Origin of the sequence: Desulfurivibrio nitratireducens (assembly GCF_044068515.1) — a bacterium.
Taxonomy (GTDB): Bacteria; Desulfobacterota; Desulfobulbia; order Desulfobulbales; family Desulfurivibrionaceae; genus Desulfurivibrio.
Genome location: NZ_JBIPKI010000002.1, coordinates 26,185 through 49,812, shown reverse-complemented (window position 1 = coordinate 49,812; position 23,628 = coordinate 26,185). Strand labels below are relative to the sequence as shown.

At 62.2% G+C, this 23,628-nt stretch carries 17 protein-coding genes; 3 read left to right on the top strand and 14 right to left on the bottom strand.

The window, feature by feature from the left end; translation table 11 throughout:
• Positions 1-138: 138 nt before the first annotated feature.
• The 7 genes from ACHHTY_RS01590 to thiS form a co-directional block, all read right to left on the bottom strand.
• Entirely contained in the window at positions 139-756 is a 618-nt protein-coding gene (locus ACHHTY_RS01590; RefSeq protein WP_395492297.1) for a transglycosylase SLT domain-containing protein, read from the bottom strand.
• A 551-nt stretch (positions 757-1,307) separates the two neighbouring features.
• Complete coding sequence (locus ACHHTY_RS01585; RefSeq protein WP_395492296.1) at positions 1,308-2,426, bottom strand: SO_0444 family Cu/Zn efflux transporter; 1,119 nt, start codon at positions 2,424-2,426, stop codon at positions 1,308-1,310.
• 2 nt (positions 2,427-2,428) lie between these two features.
• Positions 2,429-2,674 (bottom strand): sulfurtransferase TusA family protein, encoded by a 246-nt coding sequence (locus tag ACHHTY_RS01580; protein ID WP_395492295.1) that lies wholly within the window; start codon positions 2,672-2,674, stop codon positions 2,429-2,431.
• Between the two features lie 88 nt (positions 2,675-2,762).
• A complete protein-coding gene (locus tag ACHHTY_RS01575; protein ID WP_395492294.1) occupies positions 2,763-3,167 on the bottom strand; it encodes a M67 family metallopeptidase in 405 nt (134 codons plus the stop codon).
• Positions 3,168-3,260: 93 nt separating this feature from the next.
• A complete protein-coding gene (locus ACHHTY_RS01570; protein WP_395492293.1) occupies positions 3,261-4,064 on the bottom strand; it encodes a HesA/MoeB/ThiF family protein in 804 nt (267 codons plus the stop codon).
• Between the two features lie 4 nt (positions 4,065-4,068).
• Positions 4,069-5,307, bottom strand: coding sequence for an aminotransferase class I/II-fold pyridoxal phosphate-dependent enzyme (locus tag ACHHTY_RS01565; RefSeq protein WP_395492292.1), 1,239 nt, complete (start codon positions 5,305-5,307; stop codon positions 4,069-4,071).
• Positions 5,304-5,531 (bottom strand): sulfur carrier protein ThiS, encoded by a 228-nt coding sequence (thiS, locus tag ACHHTY_RS01560; protein WP_395492291.1) that lies wholly within the window; start codon positions 5,529-5,531, stop codon positions 5,304-5,306. The genes ACHHTY_RS01565 and thiS overlap by 4 nt, the downstream gene beginning before the upstream one ends.
• A gap of 613 nt (positions 5,532-6,144) precedes the next feature.
• On the opposite strand from thiS, the gene ACHHTY_RS01555 reads away from it, so the two are divergent.
• Genes ACHHTY_RS01555 through ACHHTY_RS01545 form a run of 3 tightly spaced genes read left to right on the top strand, consistent with a single transcriptional unit; the run spans position 6,145 to position 10,573 of the window.
• Complete coding sequence (locus ACHHTY_RS01555; protein ID WP_395492290.1) at positions 6,145-7,371, top strand: FIST signal transduction protein; 1,227 nt, start codon at positions 6,145-6,147, stop codon at positions 7,369-7,371.
• Positions 7,352-9,097, top strand: a complete 1,746-nt coding sequence (locus tag ACHHTY_RS01550; protein ID WP_395492289.1) for a hybrid sensor histidine kinase/response regulator — start codon at positions 7,352-7,354, stop codon at positions 9,095-9,097. The genes ACHHTY_RS01555 and ACHHTY_RS01550 overlap by 20 nt, the downstream gene beginning before the upstream one ends.
• 51 nt (positions 9,098-9,148) lie before the next feature.
• Positions 9,149-10,573, top strand: a complete 1,425-nt coding sequence (locus tag ACHHTY_RS01545; protein ID WP_395492288.1) for a sigma-54-dependent transcriptional regulator — start codon at positions 9,149-9,151, stop codon at positions 10,571-10,573.
• A gap of 94 nt (positions 10,574-10,667) precedes the next feature.
• On the opposite strand, the gene ACHHTY_RS01540 is transcribed toward ACHHTY_RS01545, so the two are convergent.
• The 7 genes from ACHHTY_RS01540 to ACHHTY_RS01510 all read right to left on the bottom strand — a co-directional run bounded on the left by ACHHTY_RS01540 (position 10,668) and on the right by ACHHTY_RS01510 (position 23,598).
• A complete protein-coding gene (locus ACHHTY_RS01540) occupies positions 10,668-12,251 on the bottom strand; it encodes a leucyl aminopeptidase (protein WP_395492287.1) in 1,584 nt (527 codons plus the stop codon).
• 139 nt (positions 12,252-12,390) lie between these two features.
• Entirely contained in the window at positions 12,391-16,629 is a 4,239-nt protein-coding gene (locus ACHHTY_RS01535) for a PAS domain S-box protein (protein ID WP_395492286.1), read from the bottom strand.
• Between the two features lie 186 nt (positions 16,630-16,815).
• Positions 16,816-18,018 carry a diguanylate cyclase gene (locus ACHHTY_RS01530; RefSeq protein WP_395492285.1) on the bottom strand — a complete coding sequence of 401 codons (1,203 nt, stop codon included), beginning with the start codon at positions 18,016-18,018 and terminating at the stop codon, positions 16,816-16,818.
• 75 nt (positions 18,019-18,093) lie between these two features.
• Positions 18,094-18,834, bottom strand: a complete 741-nt coding sequence (locus ACHHTY_RS01525) for a response regulator (RefSeq protein WP_395492284.1) — start codon at positions 18,832-18,834, stop codon at positions 18,094-18,096.
• Positions 18,831-19,943, bottom strand: coding sequence for a sensor histidine kinase (locus ACHHTY_RS01520; RefSeq protein WP_395492283.1), 1,113 nt, complete (start codon positions 19,941-19,943; stop codon positions 18,831-18,833). Before ACHHTY_RS01520 ends, ACHHTY_RS01525 begins: the two co-directional genes overlap by 4 nt.
• 193 nt (positions 19,944-20,136) lie before the next feature.
• Positions 20,137-21,342, bottom strand: a complete 1,206-nt coding sequence (locus ACHHTY_RS01515) for an EAL domain-containing response regulator (protein ID WP_395492282.1) — start codon at positions 21,340-21,342, stop codon at positions 20,137-20,139.
• 270 nt (positions 21,343-21,612) lie between these two features.
• On the bottom strand, positions 21,613-23,598 hold the full coding sequence (locus tag ACHHTY_RS01510; RefSeq protein WP_395492281.1) for a DNA topoisomerase IV subunit A: 1,986 nt from the start codon (positions 23,596-23,598) through the stop codon (positions 21,613-21,615).
• Positions 23,599-23,628: the final 30 nt, after the last annotated feature.

The window sequence follows — 23,628 nt, the reverse complement described above, 5'->3', positions numbered from 1 at the left end:
CAGGCGGGAGGAAAAACCGGCGGGGTTTGCATGGCGAGTTTATGCAGCGTCGTCTTGCCGCGCCGGGCCATGACGCCGATGCCGAAATATCGGACCATACACCGCCAGGCAAAAGGTTTGAGCGGGCTGCTTCTGCCTTTAAAAGAAAAACCAGCGTCGCTCCAGGCGGCTCCGGCATTGGTTGTACTGGCGGTCGTAACGTTCGGCCTGGGTCGCAACCCTCCGGGCCACATTCCTGACCTCTGGCTTGTTCTGGTAGGTGCGGCGATTAAACCCCCCATGCCCTTCATGGTAGGCGAGATACAAGCTGTAGGCGTCGTTTGGACGGATATTGCTCCGCCGCTGGCTTTTATGGTTGTACCAGCCGATAAAGTCGATGGCATCCCCGAACCGGTTCCGCCGGGCCAGGGTGTTGCCGCTCTCGCGGCGGTATTCGTCCCAGGTTCCCCGCAAGGCCTGGGAATATCCGTAGGAACTGGACGGGCGGGAGGCGGGAATCACCCCGAAGATTCGGTTGCGGGGCGGCTTGGCCCGGGCCTGGAAGCGGGATTCCTGGTGCATGATCGCCATCATCACCGGAATCGGCGAGTCCCACCTTTTCTCGGCCCGCTGCGCCTGCTTGTGCCAGCGCCGATTTTCTTCAAATATACTGCAAAGATCGCTGGTTCTGGCCGGTGATCTGGTGGCACAACCAGCCAGCAACAGAGCGGCCAGCATCACCAGCAGAAGCAGAAGCACACGGCTGTTCGTCACCATCAGTAACCTCCAGAGCGGCGATGAGATCTTTGGGAGCAAGCCCCCGAAACGCTTATGGCAGGGCGGGATTAAGCGGTGGCGGCCGATCTTAGGTCCAGACTGGCCGGATCAAACGGCGATAAGCGCTCTCCAGCAACCCCGGGTTTTTTATTAAAAAGGTTTATTTTTCTTAATGATTAGCGGACAGCCTGTCAACCGCTAATCGGCCGGGAAAGGCGGCAATAAGCTCGGCCCGGTCTCACTTCTGGCCCAATCCCGCCAGCCGGCTCTTCTGGCCGTTCTCCCGGCAGTTGCCGCCAACCAAACAGGCCGGAAATTCTGCGCCGCCAATCGGGCAAGCAAGATCCAGACTTAACATAACCTGACCCGGCTCCCCGAGAAAAGGTTCCCGCTCATTATAATTTTACATAAAGTATTCGATAAATTAACCCCTATTTGACGGCAACGGTTAAACAGGCGAAAGGACGCCTGTTATGTTGGCAGCCAACTGGGGACGGGCTCAAAATTGGCGGGGCGGGATTTAAAGATTTCGCTGGTGTGTTGGGTACCGATCAAAAAAAACGGCGCCGGAGGGGCCGGATGGCCAGCAGTAGCAAAATGATCAGGGCGGGATATTTAAGGGCCACCGGCAGCAGCTCCCGGGCGGCGCCGATCTGGGCGGAAAGATCAAGGGCTAAAGCGCTGATCAGGGCATCGGTAACCAGGCCGCAGAACACGGCGCTGCCGGCTACCCCGACCAGATAAATCAGCATGGCCCGGGAGCCGAACTCGTTACGGAAGACGGAAAGGGTGGCAATGCTGGTAATCGGGCCGGCCAGAAGCAGGACCAGGGCAGTGCCCGGCGAAACCCCGGCAATGATCAGGGCCGCCGCCACCGGGGTGGCGGCCTGGGCGCAGAGATACATGGGAATCCCGATCAGCGCCATCAGCAGCATGGCGGCGGGACCGGCGGCATAGTGGGCCAGCAGGCCGGGAGGAACCAAGGTCAGCAGTAAGCCGGCCAGGGCCAATCCCAGCAACAGCCACCAGGCAATATCATCCAAAACTTCACTGAAGGAATAGCGCAGGCCGGCAAGCATGGAACTCCACCCGCTCGCGCTCGCCGCTCCCCCCCCCTGCTCTACGATTTTTTCACCGGCGGGGGAGGAAAAACCCGGACCGCTCCCATCTGCCGCCCGACAGCCACAGGAAGCGGAACAGGAAGGAGCGGCCGGGAGCCGATCTTGAGCTGGTGGCGCTACCTCCCCGGAGCCGGGACGGCCGTCAGCGGAGGTCAAACCCACCAACAGGCCACTGACCACGGCGCTGAAAATTGCCGCCAAGGGCCGAATCACGGCCATCAGGGGGCCCATCAGGGCATAGGTTAGCGCCACCGAGTCCACTCCCACCCCGGGGGTGCCCACCATGAAGGCGGTGGTAGCCCCCCGGGAGGCCCCTCCCCGGTGGAGGGCCAGGCCCAGGGGAATGGCTCCGCAGGAACAAAGGGGCAAGGGGGCGCCGATCAGCGCGGCCCGAAAAACCGCCAGCAATCCGGTTCCTCCCAGCCAGCGCACCAGAAGGTGTTCGGGAATCCAGGACTTGATCAACCCCGCCACCGCCAGACCCAGCAGCAACCAGGGCGCGGCGTCCAGGGCGAGCCCCAGAGTATTGGTCAGATACGCACTGATCACGTTCAGCCGGCTTTACGAACCAGGACCGACCAGGCGCCATCCTCCAACTGGGTTTGGGCAAGCACGGTATGGCCTTCTTTTTTCACCGAGCCCGGCACGTTGTTGATGGGCGGGCCGTCATCGAGAATGATTTCCAGCACCTCACCCGGCTTGAGCCCGGCCATGGCGACCTTGGTGTAAACCAGGTTCATCGGGCAATTGACCCCTCGCAGGTTCTTGGTGGCGGTTATTTCGCCTTCGGCTTTCATGGTTGTTTTCTCCCTTGTTATTAGGCTTGCGGTCAGGCGCAGCGGTGCATTTGCTCCCGCCGGGCGGCATCCGGCCCGGGACATGCTTTCAGGCCGTCACCACCTCCAGGGGCAATTCAAGCACTTTACCCTGGTTGATCTTGAAGGCCCGGACCGGATCGTCTCCCCGCACCAGGCTGACGATCACATAAACCATGCCTGGGTCATGGGCCAGGCGGATATCTTCCTCCGAGGGCCGGGCCGGGGTTTCGGGGTGGGTATGATAAACCGCCGCCACCTGCAGGCCCGCCTCCCGCATCTGCCGCATGGCGGCAAACTGTTCGGCCGGGTTCATGGTGAAATGATCGGGGGCGGCATCCTGATTGGTGAGTTCAAAGTGCCGGCAGACCAGCCCTTCCCGGGCGGCCAGGTAACCGCAGGCTTCGTTGGGAATTTCGCGGCGGCCGTGCTCCAGCAGCGCGGTAAGGACCTTTGCTTCGATTTTCAAAGTCATGAATCAACCCTGTTTTTGCATCCAGACTTGCCTCCCGGCAACCGGCAAACAGCGGCCCGGGCCGCAATGTTCAGGAGCGGGGGGCCGGCCGTTTTACCTGAGGGCGCAAGCGGTTTGCTGATAATCGACCAGTTCGGTAATCGTCGGCGCGGTCCCGCAAATGGGACAATTTTCCTGGCGGCGCAACGGAACCCGGCGGAAGGACATGTTGAGGGCATTGAAGCTGAGCAGGGTATCGGTGAGCAACTGGCCGATGCCGGTGGCGTGTTTCAGCGCCTCGGCGGCCTGAATGGTTCCCAGCATACCGGCGATGGCCCCCAGCACTCCGGCCTGGGAGCAAGTGGGAACGGCATCGGGGGGGGGCGGTTGGCGAAAGGTGCAGCGATAGCAGGCCGACTGGCCCGGCACCACGGTCGTGGTCTGGCCGTCGAAACGGAGAATGCCGCCGTGGGAAAAGGGGATACTTTCCATCACGCAGGCATCGTTGACCAGAAACTTGGTGGGGAAATTGTCGGTGCCGTCGATAACGAAATCATATTCCCGGATCACGTCGCGAATATTGTCGGCGCAGAGCAGCATCTGATAGGTCCGCACCTGGACATCGGGGTTGATGGCGGTCATCTTTTCCGCGGCCGAAAGCACCTTCTCCCGCCCCACATCCTTGGTGTGATGGGCGATCTGGCGCTGCAGGTTGGAAAGATCGACCGTGTCGCCGTCAACGATGCCGATGGTGCCGATGCCGGCGGCGGCCAGGTAAAGGGCCGCCGGACAGCCCAGGCCGCCGGCGCCGACAATCAGCACCCGGGCGGCGGCGATTTTGTCCTGCCCCTCCACCCCCACTTCCTGCAGAATGATATGCCTGCTGTAACGTTCCAGTTGTTCGATCGAGTATTCCATAATTTTACTTGCTCCCGATGGCTTGGGCCAGATCCTCTTGCAGATCGGCGAGATCTTCGATGCCGGTTGAAATCCTGATCATCCCCTCCCCCACCCCCATGGCTTGCCGCTCAGCCGGGGAAAACTCGGTGAAGATGGTGGAGGCCGGGTGGATGGCCAGGGTTTTGTTGTCATTGATATTGGTCGCCCGCTTGATCAGGCGCAGCCTGTTCAGGCAGGCGAAGCAGCTTTCCCGGTCCTCCAGTTCAAAGGTGAGAATGCCGCCGTAGCGCCCGGCAAATTGGCGCTCGGCCAGGCGATGGCAGGGATGTTCCGCCAGACCGGGATAATTGACCGCCCTCGCCGCCGGCTGACTCTGCAGGAAACGGGCCAGTTCCAGGGCGTTCCGGCAGCTTTTTTCCACCCGCAGGGCCAGAGTTTCCAGGCCCAGGGTCTGGAGATAGGCATTGTGGGGGGCGAGACAGGCCCCGATATTGCGGGAAACCTCCCGGCGCAGGGCGACCATGAAAGCAAAAGGGCCGAAACCTTGGGCGAACTCCGCCAGCCGGGGAGAACGGGCCCAGGGGAAGCTGCCGTGATCGATGATCAGCCCGCTCACCGATGAACCGCCGCCGGACAGGTACTTGGTGCCGGAGATGATCTCGATGTCCGCTCCCAGTTCCCCGGCCCGGCAGAGATAAAAGGTGGTGGCGGTATTGTCGACGATCAGGGGCACTCCCCGCTCTCTGGTCAGGGCGGCCAGGGCCGCGATATCGGTAACCTCGAGCTGGGGGTTGGTGATGCTTTCGCAGAAAACCGCCCGGGTCCGGTCGTCGATGGCCGCCGCCACCGCCTCCGGGTCGCTCATCTCGACAAAGCGGGTCTCCAGGCCCCAGGGGGCCAGGGTATGGGCCAGCAGCGAGGTGGTGTTGCCGAACAGGGAGCGGGCGGCGACAATATTGGTGCCGGCGCCGGCCAGGGCCATGATCGCGGTGGTAATCGCGGCCATCCCCGAGGCCAGGGCAATCACCCCCCGGCCGCCGGCCAGGGTCTGAACCCGGGCTTCAAATTCGGCCACGGTGGGATTGGTGATCCGCGAGTAGGAATGAGCCGCTTTGCGGCCGGCGAAAGCGGCGGCGATATCTTCGGCGCTGGCGAAGGCAAAGGAGACGGTATCATAGACCGGCGGCCGCAGGGAGCCGTGGGGGTCTCCGGCGGGGCCACCGACGGGGCCATGCACGGCCCTGGTGGAAAATCCGCTCATGCCGGCTTGCCGACCTCCGCGCCGCCGCCCATAAAATAAAGGAACTCGACGTTGTCGCCATCCTGCAGCTGCAAGCTGTCAAAATCGCCCTTGTCAACGAAAGCGCCGTTGACCTGGACCGCCACCATGTCGGGAGATTCCACTTTCTGTTCCACCAGGACCGTGGAGACGTTGATCTCAGCGCCGGGAAAATCCCGCGTCTCACCGTTGACCGTTATCCGCATACCTTAGCTCCATCGGGGCGCCGCTGCCGGCGCAGTTTTTTTAATTTTGATTGGCTTTTGTTTGGCTCTCCCCCATGGGGAGACAAGGGCATATATGCCATGAGCACCGACATTTTTCAAGAAAAAACAGCCAGGAAATCATCCTGCCGGTGCCGGGTCGATTATGGAACAAAGTGGCATGAAGGAGGTTTGCTTCCGCGGGGTCACGGAAGTCCGCCCCGCCGGCCCTGATTCCCTCCCTCAGCCAGCGTCCGCCCTGCCGGGCTGATTCTGGCGAGGTATGGTTTTATTAGCCAGGCCAAACCAGAGTCGGCGTCGGTTGGCCAACGCTCCTGGATCCGGCAAATTATGTCTCCAGCGTCATTTAGGGCCCCCTGACCACAAAATACGGTTTACCGGCAACATCGAACCGGATATGATTCTGAATGTGTCAGGATAACTAACTTAGAACTGGTGCCGCCGCCCATTTAATCGGCTTGACGACCACCAGCCAAAGAGCAACACCCGGGAGAAATCCCGGCCTTACGCGCAGAGAACCGGATTTTTGGTCCCGCGGTCAACTGTTTAGGCGAGGGCCAAGGCTTGAGCCGACCCTCGCGAGAAAGAGGCTGCCATGAAAATCGCCACCGCCCACAGCAGCGAGTCCTCCACCCGGACTGCGGCTCTGGCGGCCTGTAATGATCTCCGGCGCAAGCTCGACGGGCCACCGGACCTTATTTTTGTCCACTGGTCGGTACTTTATGACGGGCAAGAGCTGCGGCGAATTCTGCGGCAGGAATTCCCCTCCTGCCGGATTCACGGGGCCAGTTCCTGCCGGGGGGCCATGACCGAACAGGGGGTAGTATCCCAGGACGGCCGGGGCCTGGCCTTGCTGGGGCTTGCCGATCCGGCCGGGGCCTACGGAGTAAGCGGCGGCGAGTTGGCGGACTCACCGCGGGAAAACACCGCCCGCACCGTCCTGGCGGCAATTAATAATGCCGGCAGGCCGGGGGAAACCCCCGATCTGATCCGTATTTCAGCCACTCCTGGCCGGGAGGACGAAATCATCGCCGGCATCGAAGACGTTCTCGGCCCCGAGGTGCCGATTCTGGGAGGCAGCGCGGCGGACAACGATGTCCGGGGAGATTGGGAAATCATCACCGCGGAGCAGCGTTGGCGGGACGGGGTAGTGGTTACGGTTTTCTATCCCTCGGTCACGGTGGCTTTCGCCTTTCATAGCGGTTACAGCCCCACCGCCAAGCGCGGCCGGGTTACCAAGGGCGGCGGCAGGGTAATTGCCGAGATCGACCGGCGCCCGGCCGCGGAGGTCTACAACCAATGGGGGGATGGTATTATCGCCCATGCTCTGGCGGACCAGGGTTCGGTGCTGGCCGCCACCACTCTCCACCCGCTGGGAAGCATGGTCGGTGAGATCGGGGGGGTTCCCTACTTCAGCCTGGCCCACCCCGCCATGGTTGTCCCCGGGGGCGGCCTGAGCCTTTTCAGCGGGATCAAGGTCGGGGAAGAGGTGGTGCTGATGCGCGGCACCATCGAGACCCTGATCTCCCGGGCCGGCCGGGTGGCCAGCTCGGCCATGGAGGCCGGCAGATTGACCCCGGGGGAAATCAGCGGCGCCCTGGTCGTTTACTGCGCCGGCTGCATGCTGACGGTGCAAGAACGAATCGATGAGGTGGTAAGCTCACTCAACCGGGCGATGCCTGGCAAGCCCTTCCTGGGGGGGTTCACTTTCGGGGAACAGGGTTGTTTTACCGGCGGGGAAAATCGCCACGCCAATTTAATGATATCCGTGATAGTTTTCGGTAAGGCAAGCGATGCGGGCAATGCAGACAGGCAACGATGAAATTCTGCGCGAGGCGCTGCTCGATCTGGCCAAGGCCCGGGCCCACGAGGAACGCCAACGGCGTAAAACGGAAGCCCTGCTGGCCGGTCTGCGGGTTTTGATCAAACCCATGGAGAGTTCCCGGATGTTTCGGGAACTGCTGGCGGTGATGCGGGAGATCCTCAACTTTGAGGAGGCTTTCGTGCTGATGCGCCGCCTTGACGGCTCCCTGATGTCCACCGTCAGCACCAGCGATGCTTTTCTGGCCGGCCGCTGGACTCCCCGGGCCATGTTCAACCGGGTACTCGAAGGTCATCCCGCTACGGTTTTCAACGTTGGCCTGATCGAGGAATGGCAGCAACAGCCGGCGGAAATCCTGGACCTGGTCAAATCGGCCCTCCATGTACCGCTCCGCGGCGGTCAGCAGGCTGCAATCCTGGTCTGCACCCATTCCCGCCCCAGCTTTTTCAGCCGCAACCATCAACGGCTGGCGGAAAATTTCTCCACCCTCGCCGCTCAGGCCCTGCTCAACGCCGAACGCCAGCAGATGGAAACCCAGCTCTTCCAGGCCCGCAAGATGGAGGCCCTGGGGATCCTGGCCGGAGGAATCGCCCACGATTTCAACAATATCCTCACGCCGATCATTATCCATTCCCAGATGGCCCTTCTGGAGCCGGATTCCCCCCCGGCCATCCGGCAAAACCTGCTCCAGATCGAACAGGCCGCCGAACGAGCCACCGGCCTGATTCGCCAGATTCTCGAGTTCAAAAGCCAGGGCCGCCATGAACCCCGTCCGATCCGCCTGGGACCGGTGATCAAGGAGGCGTTGCAACTCCTCCGTTCCACCATCGCCCCAAGCATTGAAATGGCCTACCGGCAACAGGCGGAAAACGATCTGGTGGCCGCCGATCCCACCCAAATGCTTCAGGTTATCATGAACCTGGCCCTCAACGCCGCCCACGCCATGCAGGAAACGGGCGGCCGCCTCGATCTCAGCCTGACCGCCGCAGACCCTCCCCCCACCCTGTCCCTCCTTGAAGCCGGGGAAAAAAGCTGGCTCAAGCTGGTGATCAGCGACACCGGTCCGGGTATCCCCCCGGAAAACATCGACCGGATCTTCGACCCTTTCTTCACCACCAAGAACAAGGGGGAAGGCTCGGGCATGGGACTGGCCGTGGTCCACGGCATCATCACCAAACACCGCGGCACCATCACGGTTTACAGTGAGCCGGAGCGGGGAACAAGCTTCGAAATCCGGCTGCCCGAAATCGCCGATCATGACCGGGAGGCTGGCATCGCCGCAAAACTGGCGACCTTGCCCGGCGGCCGGGAACGCATTCTTTTCGTCGATGACGAGTTGCCGGTGGTGGATGCCTTTGCTCCCATGCTCGGCCGCCTTGGGTACCGGGTCGACACCAGCACCAGCGCCGTTGCCGCCTTGGAAATCATTCGCGCCAACCCGGCGGGCTGTGATCTGCTGATCACCGACTACAACATGCCGGGCCTTGACGGCGGCGAACTGGCCCGGGAAGTGAAGCGGATCAAACCGCTTATGCCGGTCATCATTTGCACCGGTTTCATGGGCCCGGCGGATGAAGCCGCCTGCCGGGAAATGGGGGTTGCGGCTTATGTAACCAAGCCATTCAAGATGAATGACCTGGCCGTCGTGATCCGCCGAACCCTGGATGAGAACCAATTGCCGCAGGCTCCTGGGGACGAGCAATACCGCTATCAACGAAAAAAGTAAGATCACCCCGAAACACCAGGAATCGCAAGCCCGGCGGGAGAAAACCAAAAAATGGCCAGAATTCTTGTAATTGACGATGACAAAATGATCTGCGAGACCCTAAAGACCCTGGTCAACTCCCAGGGGCATCAGACCGAGAGCGCCCTGACCCTGGGCGACGGGTTGGCCCAAAACGCCGCCGCCCCCTTTGACCTGGTGTTTCTGGATATCAACCTGCCCGACGGCAGCGGAATGAATGCGGTGAGCGAATTGCGGCAGGCCCCTTCTCGGCCGGAAGTCATTATCATCACCGGTGAAGGCAGCCCCGACAACGCCGCCCTGGCGATGAAAAGCGATGCCTGGGATTATGTGTGCAAACCCCTCTCCATGCAGGCGGTGCTGCTGCCCCTGACCCGAGCCCTGCAGTACCGGGAAGAAAAGGAAAGCCAGAAGCCGGCCCAAGCCCTGCGCCGTTCCGAAATAATCGGCAACAGCCCGAAAATGCTGGCCTGCCTGGACCTGGTGGCCAAGGCGGCCGGCACCGGAGCGGGAGTGCTGATCACCGGTGAAACCGGCACCGGCAAGGAGCTTTTCGCCCGGGCGATTCACACCAACAGTGACCGGGCGGAAGAGAACTTCGTGGTGGTGGATTGCGCCGCCCTGCCCATCACCCTGGTCGAAAGCATTCTCTTCGGCCATGAAAAAGGCACTTTTACCGGGGCCGAAAAAGCCCGGGAAGGGCTGTTCCACCAGGCCCACCGGGGCACCCTGTTTCTCGACGAGGTTGGGGAGTTGCCCCTGGATGCCCAAAAAAGTCTGTTAAGAGTCCTCCAGGAACAGCGTTTCCGCCCCATCGGCAGCTCCCATGAAGTGGAAAGCAGTTTCCGGGTAGTGGCCGCCACCAATCGCAATCTCGAGGCAATGGCCGCCGCCGGCAGGTTCCGCCAGGATCTGCTCTACCGCCTGCGGGGCTTTGCCATCCCCCTGCCTCCTCTGCGGGAACGCGATGATGACGTCATCGAACTGACCCTGGCCCAGCTCGCCAAGCTCAGCAAGCATTATCGCGTTCCCATTAAGGGGCTCTGCCCGGGTTTCGTGGAAACCCTGCGGGGCTACGACTGGCCCGGCAATGTCCGGGAGCTCTTCAACGCGGTGGGGTCATCATTTGTCCAGGCCAAGAATGAACCCACCCTCTTTTCCATGCATTTGCCGGCCGATATCCGGGCCGGAGCCAAATTCAAGCAGGTAAGCGGAGAATCGGAATCATTGCCCGCGGTCAATTCGGCCCCAGCCCGGGTAAGGGTCAACGAATCCGGCGCGGTCCAGCCGCTCCCGCTGCAGCAAGTTCGGACAGAAACCTTGAACCGGGCCGAACAGCAATACCTCATCGACCTGTTGAACTTTGTTGACCGCGACATGACCAAGGCCGCTGCCATCTCAGGCCTTTCCCGATCCCAGCTTTACCGGGTCATGCAGAAACATGGGATAAAGCGCTAGCTCTCTTCCCCACCAGCGGACGCTATCGCCTAAACAGGATCCGCCGGCCGGGCCATAACCGGCTCGGCCGGAGCAGGATAGTCTGCCGGGCCACTCAGGGCTTGCCGGCCGGTTGGCTCCACTGGCGAATCAGTTCCACCAGGGTCCGGACCCCGAATCCCGACGGCCCTTTGGGCACATATGATTTTTCCGTAAAATTCCAGGCTGTTCCCGCAATGTCCAGGTGGACCCAAGGGGTATCGCCGACAAATTCCTGCAGAAACTCCGCCGCCAGGATGGTCCCGGCATCACGCTTGTCGACGTTTTTGAGGTCGGCGACCTTGGACTTGAGCTGTTTACGGTATTCCGGTCCCAGGGGCAACCGCCACAGGGGTTCCCCGGCCTCCTCGCCCGCCGCTTGGACCCGGGCGCACAGACCGTCATCGTTGCCCAGCAAACCGGCGTAGTGATGCCCCAGGCCGATGATAACCGCCCCGGTCAAGGTGGCCAGATCGATCACCGCCGCCGGCTCGAACTTTTCCACTCCGTAGGCCAGGGCGTCGGCCAGGATCAGCCGGCCCTCGGCGTCGGTGTTGATCACCTCAACGCTCTTGCCGCCGTACTGGCGAATGATGTCTCCCGGCTTGAGGGCCGCCGGCCCCGGCAGGTTCTCGGTGGCCGGCACCATGGCCACCACGTTGATTCCTTCAGGTTTTTCCCGCCCGATCACCGCCATGGCCGCCAGCACCGCGGCCCCGCCGCACATGTCGTACTTCATTTCCTCCATGCCGCTGCTGGGCTTCAGCGAAATGCCGCCGGAATCGAAGGTCAGCCCCTTGCCCACCAGCAACAGGGTCGGAACCTTGCCCGGGGAATCGGATTTGCGGTCGCGCCGACCGGAACGTGCCGTCTCGGCCCGGTATTCCAGGATCACCAGACGAGGCGGCCGGGCCGACCCCTGGTTGACCGCCAGAATTCCGCCCATGCCCAGCCTGGCCATGGCCGCCCGGTCGATGATCGTGGCCTTGAGATTATATTGCCGAGCCAGTTGCCGCCCGTAAGCGGCGAAATCGTCCGGCGTCCAACCATTGCCCGGCTCGTTGGCCATGTCCCGGGCCGTCCAGACCGCCGCCGCCAGAGCTGTCGCCTGGTCCACGGCACCAGCGATGCCCCGGGGGCCGGCAATAGAGACCCGGCGTAAAAGCGGCTCCCGCTCCTCGCTGTTTTCTTCCGGCTCGGTTTCCGGTTTAGCCGCGCCGCTGCTTCGATATTTGCGGAAGCGATAGGAGCCCAGCAACAGACCTTCGGCCAGGGCGCCCGCGGCAACGGGGGTCAGAGCTTCGGCCCCTTCCAGGTCCGGAACCACGATCGTCGCCTCCTCGGCCCTGGTTTTGAGGAGCTGGCCCGCCACTGCTCCCCCGGCCTGGCGCCACCCTTCCCGATCAATTGCGGCCGGACCCAGGCCGACCACCAGCAAGCGCCGGACCTGGCTGGCCGGCCCTTTTCCCGCCGCCGGATAGGCGATCAATACTTGGCCCTTTTTGCCCTCGAAATCCCCGCTGAGCCGGGCCTGCTCAATCAACGCCGCCAACTGACGATCGAGGTCGGGGCCGATCCGGGGAACGGAAGCGCCGCGGACCAGGCAAACCAGGGTGTCGCTTTTGCCTGAGATCTTGGTAACGGTGCTAATTTTGATCATATTTAACTCCTGGGTTGTCCAGTCTGATTAGTTTTGGGCCTCAATCCGCTTCCGCGGGCCTGGCAAGGGCCTCATGGTAACCGATGGGCGCTGGTTCCGTTGCTCAACCTTGCGTCCCGGCGCCTTTCAGCGCTCAGGATCAGCGACTTGGGCGGGCTCCGAATGAGGTGAGATACCTGTCCACCGCGGCCATTTCCGCCTCGAACCGGGGCACCAGGTCGGCCAGGGCCGCGCTGTCGCCACTCCTGCCCGCCTGCTCCAGCGCGGCGCACAGTTCACCCAGCGCCAGGGCTCCCACCGAACGGGCCGAAGACTTCAACTTGTGGGCCAAGGCCCCGGCCGCCGCGGCCTGACCCGCCCGGCAGGCGGCGCCCAGTTCGGCAGCGGTGCTGAGCGCACTGTTGCGGAATTCGGCCAGGAAATCATTAACTATCTCCTCATCGTCACCGACCAGGGCTTTGAGTACCTTAACATCCACCGGGACCGCTGGCGGCGCCGGGGCTGTTTCGGCCGCCGCCGGGGCCTCTGCAACCGGCCCGGGGCCAACGGCGGCCGGCAACCACTTGGCTAGCATTCCCTGGAGTTGGCCCAGCTGGACCGGCTTGCCCAGATAGTCGTCCATGCCTGCCTCCAGACAGTGCTCGGCCTCACCCTTGAGGGCATTGGCGCTGAAGGCAATGATCGGGATGCGAGCCGGGCCTTCAGCGGCACGGATGGCGGCCGTCAGGGCGTAGCCGTCCATCTTCGGCATGTGCAGATCGGTAAGCAGGAGGGCGTAATCGCCGTTTTGCCACATTTCCAGGGCCGCCTGGCCGTTGCCGGCAATATCCGCGGTATAGCCGAGCAGGGCAAGCTGCTGCAGAACGACTTTCTGGTTGATCTCGTTGTCTTCGACAACCAGGATCAGACGGCCCTGGCGGCGCGCCTCCGCGCGGGACGGCGGGGCAACGCCCCCTTTGGCACCCGTGGTCCTGGGCGGACCGGACACGGGGGGCCCTTCGGATATATTCGCCCGGCCGGCGGCGGCTGCCACCGCCTTGAGCAATGCCTGCCGGCTCAGGATATTGCCGTCCACCAGGACCAGGTCGGCATCCGCCAGCCGGGGCTCCCGGCGCCGCCCCCGGCGGATGACGACGAACCTGGTGTCCCGGTCCGGCCGGCCCCCGGCGGCGGCCCGCAGGACCTCCAGGAGCGGGTTTTCATTGGGGGTATCGATGAGCACGATGCCCAGGCCGGGAGATCGGCCGGTCAGCCATGGCTTGATCGCCGCCAGATCCTCCCCCCGCTCGACCTCGGCGCCGGCGTGGACCAGGTAAGCGGCAATATCATCGGCCAGGCCCGCCGGATCGCCCACCACCAGACAGGGTAATCCGGCGACCGGTTCGGCTTCCTCGCGACCTGCTGGTCCTGCGGCGGCTTCCGGGGCCAGTTTGAACGGCAGGCGCAGGCTGAAGACCGAGCCTTGGCCCGGTGCGCTCTGCACGCTGATTTCACCGCCCATCATCCTGACCAGGTGCCGGGTGATGGCCAGGCCCAGGCCGGTGCCCCCGAACTGCCGGCAGATGGAAGAATCCGCCTGGGAAAAAGGGGTGAACAGGCAAGCCTGGTGTTCCCGGTCCATGCCGATACCGTTGTCGCTCACCCGCAACTCCAGGGTAACCTGGTCCGGCCCGCCGGCACCAGGCAGAATCCGGACCGACACTTTGCCCTGCCGCGGCTGGCCGCTGGAAAACTTGATGGCGTTGCCGGCCAGGTTGATCAGCACCTGGCGCAGGCGTCCCGGGTCGCCGATGACCGCCGCGGGAATGGTCGGATCAACGAAGAGCATCAGCTCGACCCCTTTCTTGGCGGCCATGTGATCCAGGGCGCCACAGGCCGCCTCCGCCACTCCGGCGACCGACATGGTCACGTTGTCGATCTGGAACTTGCCGGCCTCGATTTTGGAAAAATCGAGAATGTCGTCGATAATGGCGAGCAGGGCATGGGCGGAATCGTGGATGATGTTGGCCATCTCCATCTGCGAGCCCGTTAGGCTGCTCTGCTGCAGAACATCGATCATGCCGATCACCCCGTTCATCGGAGTGCGAATCTCGTGACTCATGGTGGCGAGGAATTGAGACTTGGCCCGGTTGGCCTCTTCGGCTTCGCGGCGGGCCTGCTCCAGGGCGGCGGTGCGGGCGGCTATGCGGTTTTCCAGTTCCTTGTTGAGTTGCTGCAGCTCGGTTTCCATCTTTTTGCGTTCGGTAATGTCCTCCCCGATGCTGGCGGTACCGATCACCTCGCCGTCCGCCGACCGCAGCACCGAATTGTTCCAGTGGATGACCCGCCGTGCGCCCGCCCGGGTGAGAATCTCGTTCTCGTGATGCCATGCTTCGGGGGAATCGGCTAAAAGGGCTTCGAAAAAAGGCGCTTCCAGATCGGCCAGCTCGGGCGATACAAAAAGTTTGAACCAGTTTTTGCCGATGACCTCACCGGGCTGCCAACCGGTCAGGCGGAGCAGATAGTCGTTGCAATAGGTGATCCGTGCTTCACGGTCGAGCATTATGGAAACCATCTCCACGTTTCCCAACAGATCGGTAAAACGCCGTTCGCTTTCCCGGAGCGACTGGTTAAGCCGGGCAAGCTCCAGTTCCGCGACCTTGAGGTCATGAATATCGGTGCAGGTCCCCAGCCATCTTACGATATTGCCGGCGGCGTCCTGCTGGGGCGCGCCCCTTACCAGCCACCAGCGGTAAACCCCGTCCGCCCGGCGCAAGCGGCAGGTGACGGAGTATACGCCGCCGCTCACCTGCGCCTGCTGCCAGACGGTCAGAGCCTGGGTCCGATCATCGGGGTGGAACGCCTTGGTCCATCCCTTCCCCAGGCTCTCGGCATGACTTAGTCCGGTGTAATCCAGCCATTGTTGGTTGCAATGGATGTTGCGGCCATCCGGACGGGCGATCCAGACGAGCTGCGGCAAGGAGTCGACCAGGGAACGGAACTGAGCTTCCCGGGCGCGCAGGGTTTCTGTCGCGGTTTTGCGGGCGGTGATGTCGCTGACCGTGCCCAGTAGCCGCAGCGGTCTTTCCTGCTGATCGCGCAGGGTTTGCCCCTGAAACAGAATCCAGCCCCGGCTCTGGTCCGGCCGGACAATCCGGCTTTCGCACTCGAGGCGGCCGGTACGCAGGGCCTCGGCAAAGCAGCGGCCGAACCGGTCGCGGTCCTCGGGAGCCAGATGTCGCAAGGTCGTGGCCCGGCTCCAGGCCGGCTGCGGTGAGTCATAACCAAAAATCCGGTCATGCTGCGGGGTGCGCCAGGCGGTATCGCGTTTAAGGTCCAGATCCCAGACGCCGGTTCGACCCGGCTCCAGGGCCAGACTGAGCCGTTGTTCGCTAAGATGCAGCAACCTCTCCGCTTCTCTGCGGGCGGTGGCGACCAGGTTGAGCCTGAAGATCAAGGTTAGGCCAACCAGCAGACCGAGCAGTGTCCCGGCCGCGATGACGGCATAGAGGAACCGGGGCGCCCCGGCTGCTTGCCGGCTTGCCAGAACGCTGAATGATTGCTGCGCGTCGGTCAGCGGCGGGGATGCCTGCTCAAAGTGGTTGAGCAGGCCGGCAAGCTGCCCCATGGTTTCGCGGTTCAGTTGGTCCTGGCGGGACAAGCTCAGGTTGGCGCCCAAGCCGAGCAGAACCAGCAGAATCAGGCCGCCCGCTCCGGCCGCCGTGGTTGCCCGGCTCAGCGACCAGGGCAGCAATTCCTGCTGCCAGCTTATGGCCATGACGGCCAAACCCAGCAAGACCAACAGACCCAACGGATGCAGGACCGTGATGGCGAGGCCTGGCCACCCCCCGGTCCAGAACCACGGCGCGGGAGAAGAGAGCCCCGCCCCCAAGGCGAGCAGAACCGCCAGCAGGGCGCTGATCTCAGCGGCGAGCATGACCCGGCGGTTCTTCTCCGGATAGCCGGCAAAGCCCAGGGCCACTGCCAGCAGGACGAAGCCCAAAGCGGTCTCCGGCCTCAGCAGCTCCCAAGCGGGCCTGCCTAGGGAAGCAGCCGGCTCGCCCGGCAGCCACTGCTCCAGGCCGAAACGGCCTCCCGCCAGATATTCAGCCAGGTTCAACAGAGCGAATAGGCCGACCAGCAGGGCAGCAAACCGGGCCAGGAGACGAAAGCCGGCGGGCAAGCGGACCGTCACCAGCAGGGCGATCCCCAGCAGCATAAGGCAAATGGTGGCGGGCGCCTGCCCGATAACCGACTCGGGCAGGCGCTCCTGCAGGGCGGCAAGGTCAAAAACCCAGCCGAGCAGGACCATGCCGCCGGCAAGCATTGCCAGCATTGCAACCAGGACGGCGAATCCGCTTGCCGACCCGGCGGAGACGGGAGCATGGTCAGGGGACATGGGCGAACTCCTTGTTATCGCTGCCGCTAACGGCGGCATGATCCGGGTCTGACCGAGATCCAGGGCCCTCGGTGTCGCTCGGTGATCCCGCAATCCGGCCCTCTCTGGCCCATGGAGAAGCTTCGGGGAAAGTGCCCCGCTCCTCTCCCGCCGAGGGCCCCGGCAGGCCGGGCCGGCCGCCGGCGATCAGCGACCCGGGGCCTGGATTTCGACCCGGTTCCGGCCCTGCTCTTTGGCCCGGTAGAGCAAATCATCCACTCTCTTCAACAGGCCATCCAAATCATCCTGGGGATCAAAGACGGTGACCCCGAAACTGGCCGTCAGCTTGCCAACGTTGGCAAAGTGATGGCCGGCGATGATCTGCCGCAGCTTTTCGGTCACCCCGCCGGCGGTGGCCAGGCTGGTTTCCGGCATCAGCACCATGAACTCTTCGCCGCCCCAGCGCGCAACGACATCCACCCGGCGCAGGTTTTTTTTTACCAGCCCGGCAACCTCCTGCAAGACATAATCGCCCACGTCATGGCCAAAAGTGTCGTTCACCCGCTTAAAAAAATCAAGATCGTACATCGCCAGGGCCAGAGGGGTATCATACCTCTTGGCCCGCTCCAATTCCCGGGCCAGAATCGCGGCAAACTCCCGGCGGTTGATGAGGCCGGTCAGGCTGTCGGTGGTGGCCAGCAGATAGATTTCTTTTTCGGCCAGCTTGCGCTGGGTAATATCCCGGGCATAAACCCGGAGCAGCTCGAGTCTCTTGATGTAATGGGTATGCAGTTCGTAAATTGCCGGTCCAACCTCGACTTCAGAGATTGCGTGGGTCTGCTGCCTGCTTTGTCGCAGCGCGACAAACTCCGCCAATCCATGCAGCAAAGGGTGCGACCAGCCCTGGGAGACCAGGCCGGGGAAAAGTTTCTCGGCGGCCGGATTGGCATAGGTGACTTTGCCGGCGCAGTCAACTTCGATCACCGGGCTGGGATGCAATTCGGGGAATGAGGCCAGGCGCATGATCTCTTCCTGGGCCTGGTGACGCTCGATGCCGCGTTTGATCTTCAGCAGCAGATCACCGACCTGATAGGGCTTGAGCAGGTAGGAAAACGCCCCCTGGCCGGTGGCTTCAATGGCAGTATCGATGGAGGCGTAACCGGTCAGAATGATGGCCTCGGTCAACGGCGCCATGGCCTTGATGCGGGCCATCACTTCCAGCCCGTCCATATCCGGCAGCATCAGGTCGATCAGGGCCAGGCTGAATTCCTCCCGTTCCGCCGCCGCCACGGCCTCCGCCCCATTGGCGGTCATAACCGCTTCATAGCCCTTGATCTGGAGGATGTCGGCCAGCGTTTTCCGGAGGTTAAGGTCGTCATCCACTACCAGGATTTTTAATTTCTGACTCATCAGCAAAAGTCCTTCAGGCTGTCAATCCCGCCAGGGTTCGCCTGACGGACTTGGCGGAAGGGTTTCCGGGGCTCATCACTCCTCCAGCAGATTGCGCAGTTTTTCGACCTTGATTTCTTCGAGCAAGCGGAACAGATCATCGGTTTCAAAGGGTTTGTACAAACAGGCATAGGCCCCGATCCGCTGGGCCTGTTCGATGGAATCACCCATTTCCCGGCGATAGCCGGTTATCAGGACCACCGGCTTGTCGGGATACTTGGCCCGGATTTCCCTGAGGAGATCAAGGCCGGGTCCCGTCCCCAGCTTGAGGTCAAGGACGACGGCCAGTTGGTAGCCCTGCTCCAGCTGACCCAGTACTTTGCGGGGCTCGCTTTCGGTTTCCACCCGGAACCCCCGCAGGGTCAGTATTTCCTTCAGGGTCCGGCTGAAATCAGGGTCATCATCCACCACCAGGATGTTCTCCTCCTTGCGCAACAGGGCGAGAAAGGAAAGCACCGCCGGGAAATTGAGCGGTTTGCCCAGCACCGCGTAAGCACCGGTACGTTTCGCCTCCTCGATGTTCTCGCGGGTGGCGTAGGCGCTGACCAGAATCACCGGCAATCCGGGGACGATCCGCTTCATTTGCCCCATGGCCTCGATGCCATTGATGCCGGCCATCTTGAGATCCATCAGCACGCAATCCGGCGGGTCACTCTTTACCTTGGCCACTCCCTCCTCGCCCGAGCTGGCGGCAATGGGCTCGTAACCCTTGATCTGCAGAATGTCGCAGGTCGTCTTGACGATCCGCTGATCATCGTCCACCACCAGGATTTTCATGGCTGCCTCCCCTCGCCGCCGGCCAAACTTCCCAAGGCTGGAGCGTCGCCGGCACTGGGCAGCACCACGGTGAAGGTGGAGCCCTGGCCCGGCGCGCTTTCCACCCCCACGCTGCCGCCGTTGGCCCCGGTCAGATTCTTCACCACCATCAGCCCCAGCCCGGTACCGCGGGCCTTGGTGGTGAGCAGCGGCTCGAACAGCTGGTCCAATTGCTTTTCCGTCATGCCGATGCCGCTGTCACGCACGCTGATGGTAACGGTGCCCTCCGGCTGGGTTGCAACCGCGCTGATTTGCAGCTCTCCGCCGCCCGGCATGGCCTCCACCGCGTTAGTGATCAGATTACGGAACACCTGGTTGATCTGCATGGCATCGACCCGCAGCGCCGGCAGGTCATCCGGGAGTTCCAATTTGACTTTCACCGAGGCGGGAATCGTCAGCTTGTGCAGCGCCCGCGCAACCACGGTCCGCACCTCCACCGCTTCGGGCCGCGGCGGTTTGGCCCGCACCGAATCCAACAACTCGGAGACTATGCGTTCGGAACCGGCGATCTCCTCCTCGATCATCCCCAGGTATTCCTTGACCCGGTCATCGGCATCGACCAATACGGTTTGCAGGAAATAGACAGCGTTACTCATCACTCCCAGCGGATTCCGGAGCTCATGCCCGACGCTGCCGGCCACCTGCCCCAATACCGCCAGCTTCTCCTTGCGGACCAGTTCTTCCTGGGCTTCCATCAGTTTCCTGGTCCGCTCCTGGACCTTGGATTCCAGTTCTTCATTCAGTTTGCGGATTTTTTCTTCCGCCTGTTTGCGTTCGATAAAGATGCCGCGCATAAAGTAGGCGCTGCCGCATAAACAACCGATAACCCCGACCCCCAGCAAGCCGCTGATAATGATGTAGAGAGAGGGATCCAGCAGCATTTCCTCGCCGTGGACAAATACGGCGAAGGTCCGATCGATGGCCAGAAAGACCAGGGCCGCGGCAAACAAAAGCGACACCCTCACCTTGCCGACCAGGGGAATCAGGTAAAGGGCCAGCATGGCCGAGGCCAGGGCCAGAATGATACTGGTCAGGTGAAGATAAAAATCAAGCGAGGTCATCAGGTACATAGGATCGGATCCTGTTCTGCGCAACCCGCATCTCAGTTGGCGGTGATGCTGTTTCCTCTTGCGTTAATATCTTGATTTAATAGGCTTTTCAGCCAAGCCAGGGTGTTTCCGGCCATGATTTCGCCCGTAACCTGAAGGCTCCGGCCACCCCTCCCGCCAACTACCGGTACCGATTTTATCAAAAATCGGGAAATCAGGGCCGCCTTTGTCCCTGCCAGCGGGCGATCCAGTCGGGCAGGACCTCGGCGGACATCGGCCTGGCGATGAAGTAGCCCTGGGCGAAATCGCACTTGGTATGGCGCACAAAATCCCAGTCGTCCTGATCCTCAACGCCTTCGGCCACGGCCTTCATGTTCAATTGCCGGGCCAAATTAAGACTGGCCTCGAACATGGTCCGCGCGGTGCTGTTGTTCCAGGCGCCATGCACGAAACTCCGGTCAATTTTGAGCTCGCCAAAGGGGATATCGCGCAACTGGGCCAGCGACGAATGGCCGGTGCCGAAATCGTCGATGGAGAGCTGGAAGCGCCTGAGACCCAGCCGCGCCAGTATTTCCAGCGGGGCGCGCAGATCACGCATCAACTGGCTTTCCGTGACTTCCAGCACCACCTGTTCCGGCGCCACTCCCGCCGCCGCGGCCTGGGTGGTGACAAAATCGACAAAATCCAGCGAGGCCAGATTATCCATCGAGACATTAACCGCCACCTGCAACGAGAGCCCCATCTCCTGCCAGCGCCGGGCCTGGTTCAGCACTCCGGTCAGCACCACCCGGGTCAGGTCGTCGATCAGGCCATGGGCTTCCGCCACCCCGATGAACTGGCCGGGAAACACCATCCCATCGCCGGGATGCTGCCAGCGCACCAGGCTTTCCACTCCCATCACCCGGCCGGTGGCCGCTTCCACCTTGGGCTGGTAGTGATTGATCAATTCGCCGTTGACGATGGCGGCGCGCACATCATCGGCGCTGTAAATTTTTGGGGTTGCCGGCGGCGGCTGGTCCGGGGCCGGCGGCACCCACCTGGCCAGCAGCTCCCACAAACCCTCCGGGGTAACCGGCTTGCACAGGTAGCCGAGTACCGGCAGCCTGTGAGCCTGCACCAGCTTCACCGTCGTCTGCAGCATCCGCTCATCTTCGCCGCTGACCAGGATTAGGCTGCCGGCATAGCGCCGTTCCACCAGGTGGCGCACGAATTCGACCCCATCCATTTCCGGCATGTTCAGATCCAGCAGGATCAGGTCGGGATGGTTGCCGGGGCCGTCGAGTGAAGCCAGGGCGGCATGTCCGTTGGCGCTGGTGCTGACCGAGGTGAAGCCCAGGTTGGTCAGAATCCGGCCAAGCAACTTGAGCATCAGCGGCTCGTCATCCAGCACCAGGATATTGATCGCGGATTTTTCCGCCATGATTCCAGCTCCTTTTCCGGTATGGGCCCGGAGTTGATTGGACGGCCGTCCAGCCTTCCTGGGGCATAAGACAACCCCGGGTCCGCAACCCCGCGCTGCCGGGCCTGGGACCACAGCCGTGCTTGAGGCGGCGGCCGGCCTGGATGGTAATTAGCAATTTCGTATGTGCTTGTCTTTTTGAGACACTAAAGCACAATATATTATTTGAAGATTATCACAAAGAAGTAATCGAAAGACTCTGCGTGGATTGTCGTTGCAGGCGGGACAAACTCAGGCGCCCGGCTTGCGGAACAGGGGCGGTTGCGGGGCCTGTTCCTCGGCCTTGGCGGCCACGGCGTCGCTGACTTCCTCCACCCGGCGGACCGGCCGGGCCGCAAGGCGCTTGCCGATGGCCGCGACCCCCTTGATCAGGAAGTCGTCACAACGGAAAATTTCCCGGTTCCTGCGGGTCCGGGGCGACGGCGAGAGATGGGCGCGCAAGTTGATGCCCTCGCCGGTTTTGAGGAAGATGATCTCCGAGCGCCGGTGTTCATCAAAAAGTCGGTATTCCTTGTCGATGATGAATTTGGGGGTGTAAAAGCGCTTGAGATAGCAGATATTGCGTTTACCGTCCCGGTAGACCAGATTGAAAAGCGTCTTTTCCGCCACCCGGCCCCACCAGAGCAGATCATGGCCGATAAAGATCTTGTCCGGCACGTTGATCACCTTGTACCAGCCGCTCTTGTCGATCAACAGGATCTTGTCGTATTCGGAACAGGCCAGGGTGTGTTCCGGGGCGGCCTTGACCTGGGTGCCGAAAAAACCGTTTTCCCGATCGTATCCCAGGCTCAGGTTGCTCAGGGCCACCTGGCTGGCCTGGACTTCGGCAAAGGTGGCCAGCTCGGTGCGGCGGGGATAGTCCTGGCCGTAGCGGGTCAGCAGGTCGTCGAGGAAACGGATGGCAAAACCGGTCATGTCCTTGAGGCTGGTTTCGACTTCCTTGATCTGGCGCTGCACCGCCTTGATTTCCTTTTTCTTGCGCTCGATGTCGTAGCGGGAGATGCGCTTGATCTTGATCTCCAGCAGTTTTTCCAGATCCTCGCGGCTCACCGGCCGGACCAGCTCGGCGAGGAACGGCTGCAGGGCCTGATCGATGGTGCTGAGTACCGCCGCGTAGGTGGTGCTTTCCTCGATCTGCTTGTAAAGGCGCTCTTCGATGAAAATTCGTTCCAGCAGGTGGGCCTGGAGGCGTTCCTTGAGCCGGGCCAGCTCAATCAGCAGCTCCTTTTCCAGGAGATCGCGCAGGCGGAGGGTGTTTTCGCGCAAAACTTCGCTCACCGTCATGATCGCCGGGGTGTTGTCGCGGATCACGGTGAGGTTGGGGCTGATGGGAATTTCGCAGTCGGTGAAGGCGTAGAGGGCCTTGATGGTCTCCTCGGCCTTGAGTCCCCGGGCCAGCTTGATTTCGATCTCCACCTCCTCGGCGGTGTAATCGTTGATCGACAGAATTTTGAACTTGCCGCCCCGGGCCGCCTTTTCGACGCTTTCGATCAGGCCCTGGGTCGTGGTGCCGTAGGGGATTTCCCGAATGATAATGGTTTTGTCGTCCTTTTCCTCGATCCGGGCCCGGCAGCGCAGGCGGCCGTTGCCGTCATCGTAGGCGGCGACATCGAGCAGGCCGCCCTGGAGAAAATCGGGAAAGACGGCAAACTCCTCTCCCCGGAGGATCTTCTTCTGGGCCTTCAGCAGCTCGCAGAAGTTGTGGGGCATGATCTTGGTGGCCATCCCCACCGCAATGCCCTCGACCCCCTGGAGCAGCAGCAGGGGCAGCTTGGCCGGCAGGCGGACCGGCTCCTGCATCCGGCCGTCGTAGGAGTCGGTGAACTCGGTCAGATCCCGGTTGAACATGGTCTCCCGGGCCAGGGGGCTCAGCCGGCACTCGATATAACGGGCGGCCGAGGCTGAATCCCCGGTATAGAGATTGCCGAAGTTGCCCTGGCGATCGATGAGGTAACCCTTGTTGGCCAGGTTGACCAGGGCCGAAAAAATCGAGGCATCGCCGTGGGGGTGGAGCTTCATGGTCTCCCCCACCACGTTGGCCACCTTGTGAAAGCGGCCGTCATCCATGTTGTGCAGGGTCTGGAGCAGCCGGCGCTGCACCGGCTTGAGCCCGTCGGCGACATCGGGAATGGCCCGCTCCCGGATGACATAGGAGGTGTAGTCGATGAAGTTTTCATCGAATAGGCGGTGCAGGTTGCCGTATTGAGTCGTTTCCATCTTTGTTTCCGTTAAAAAGGCGCACCGGCC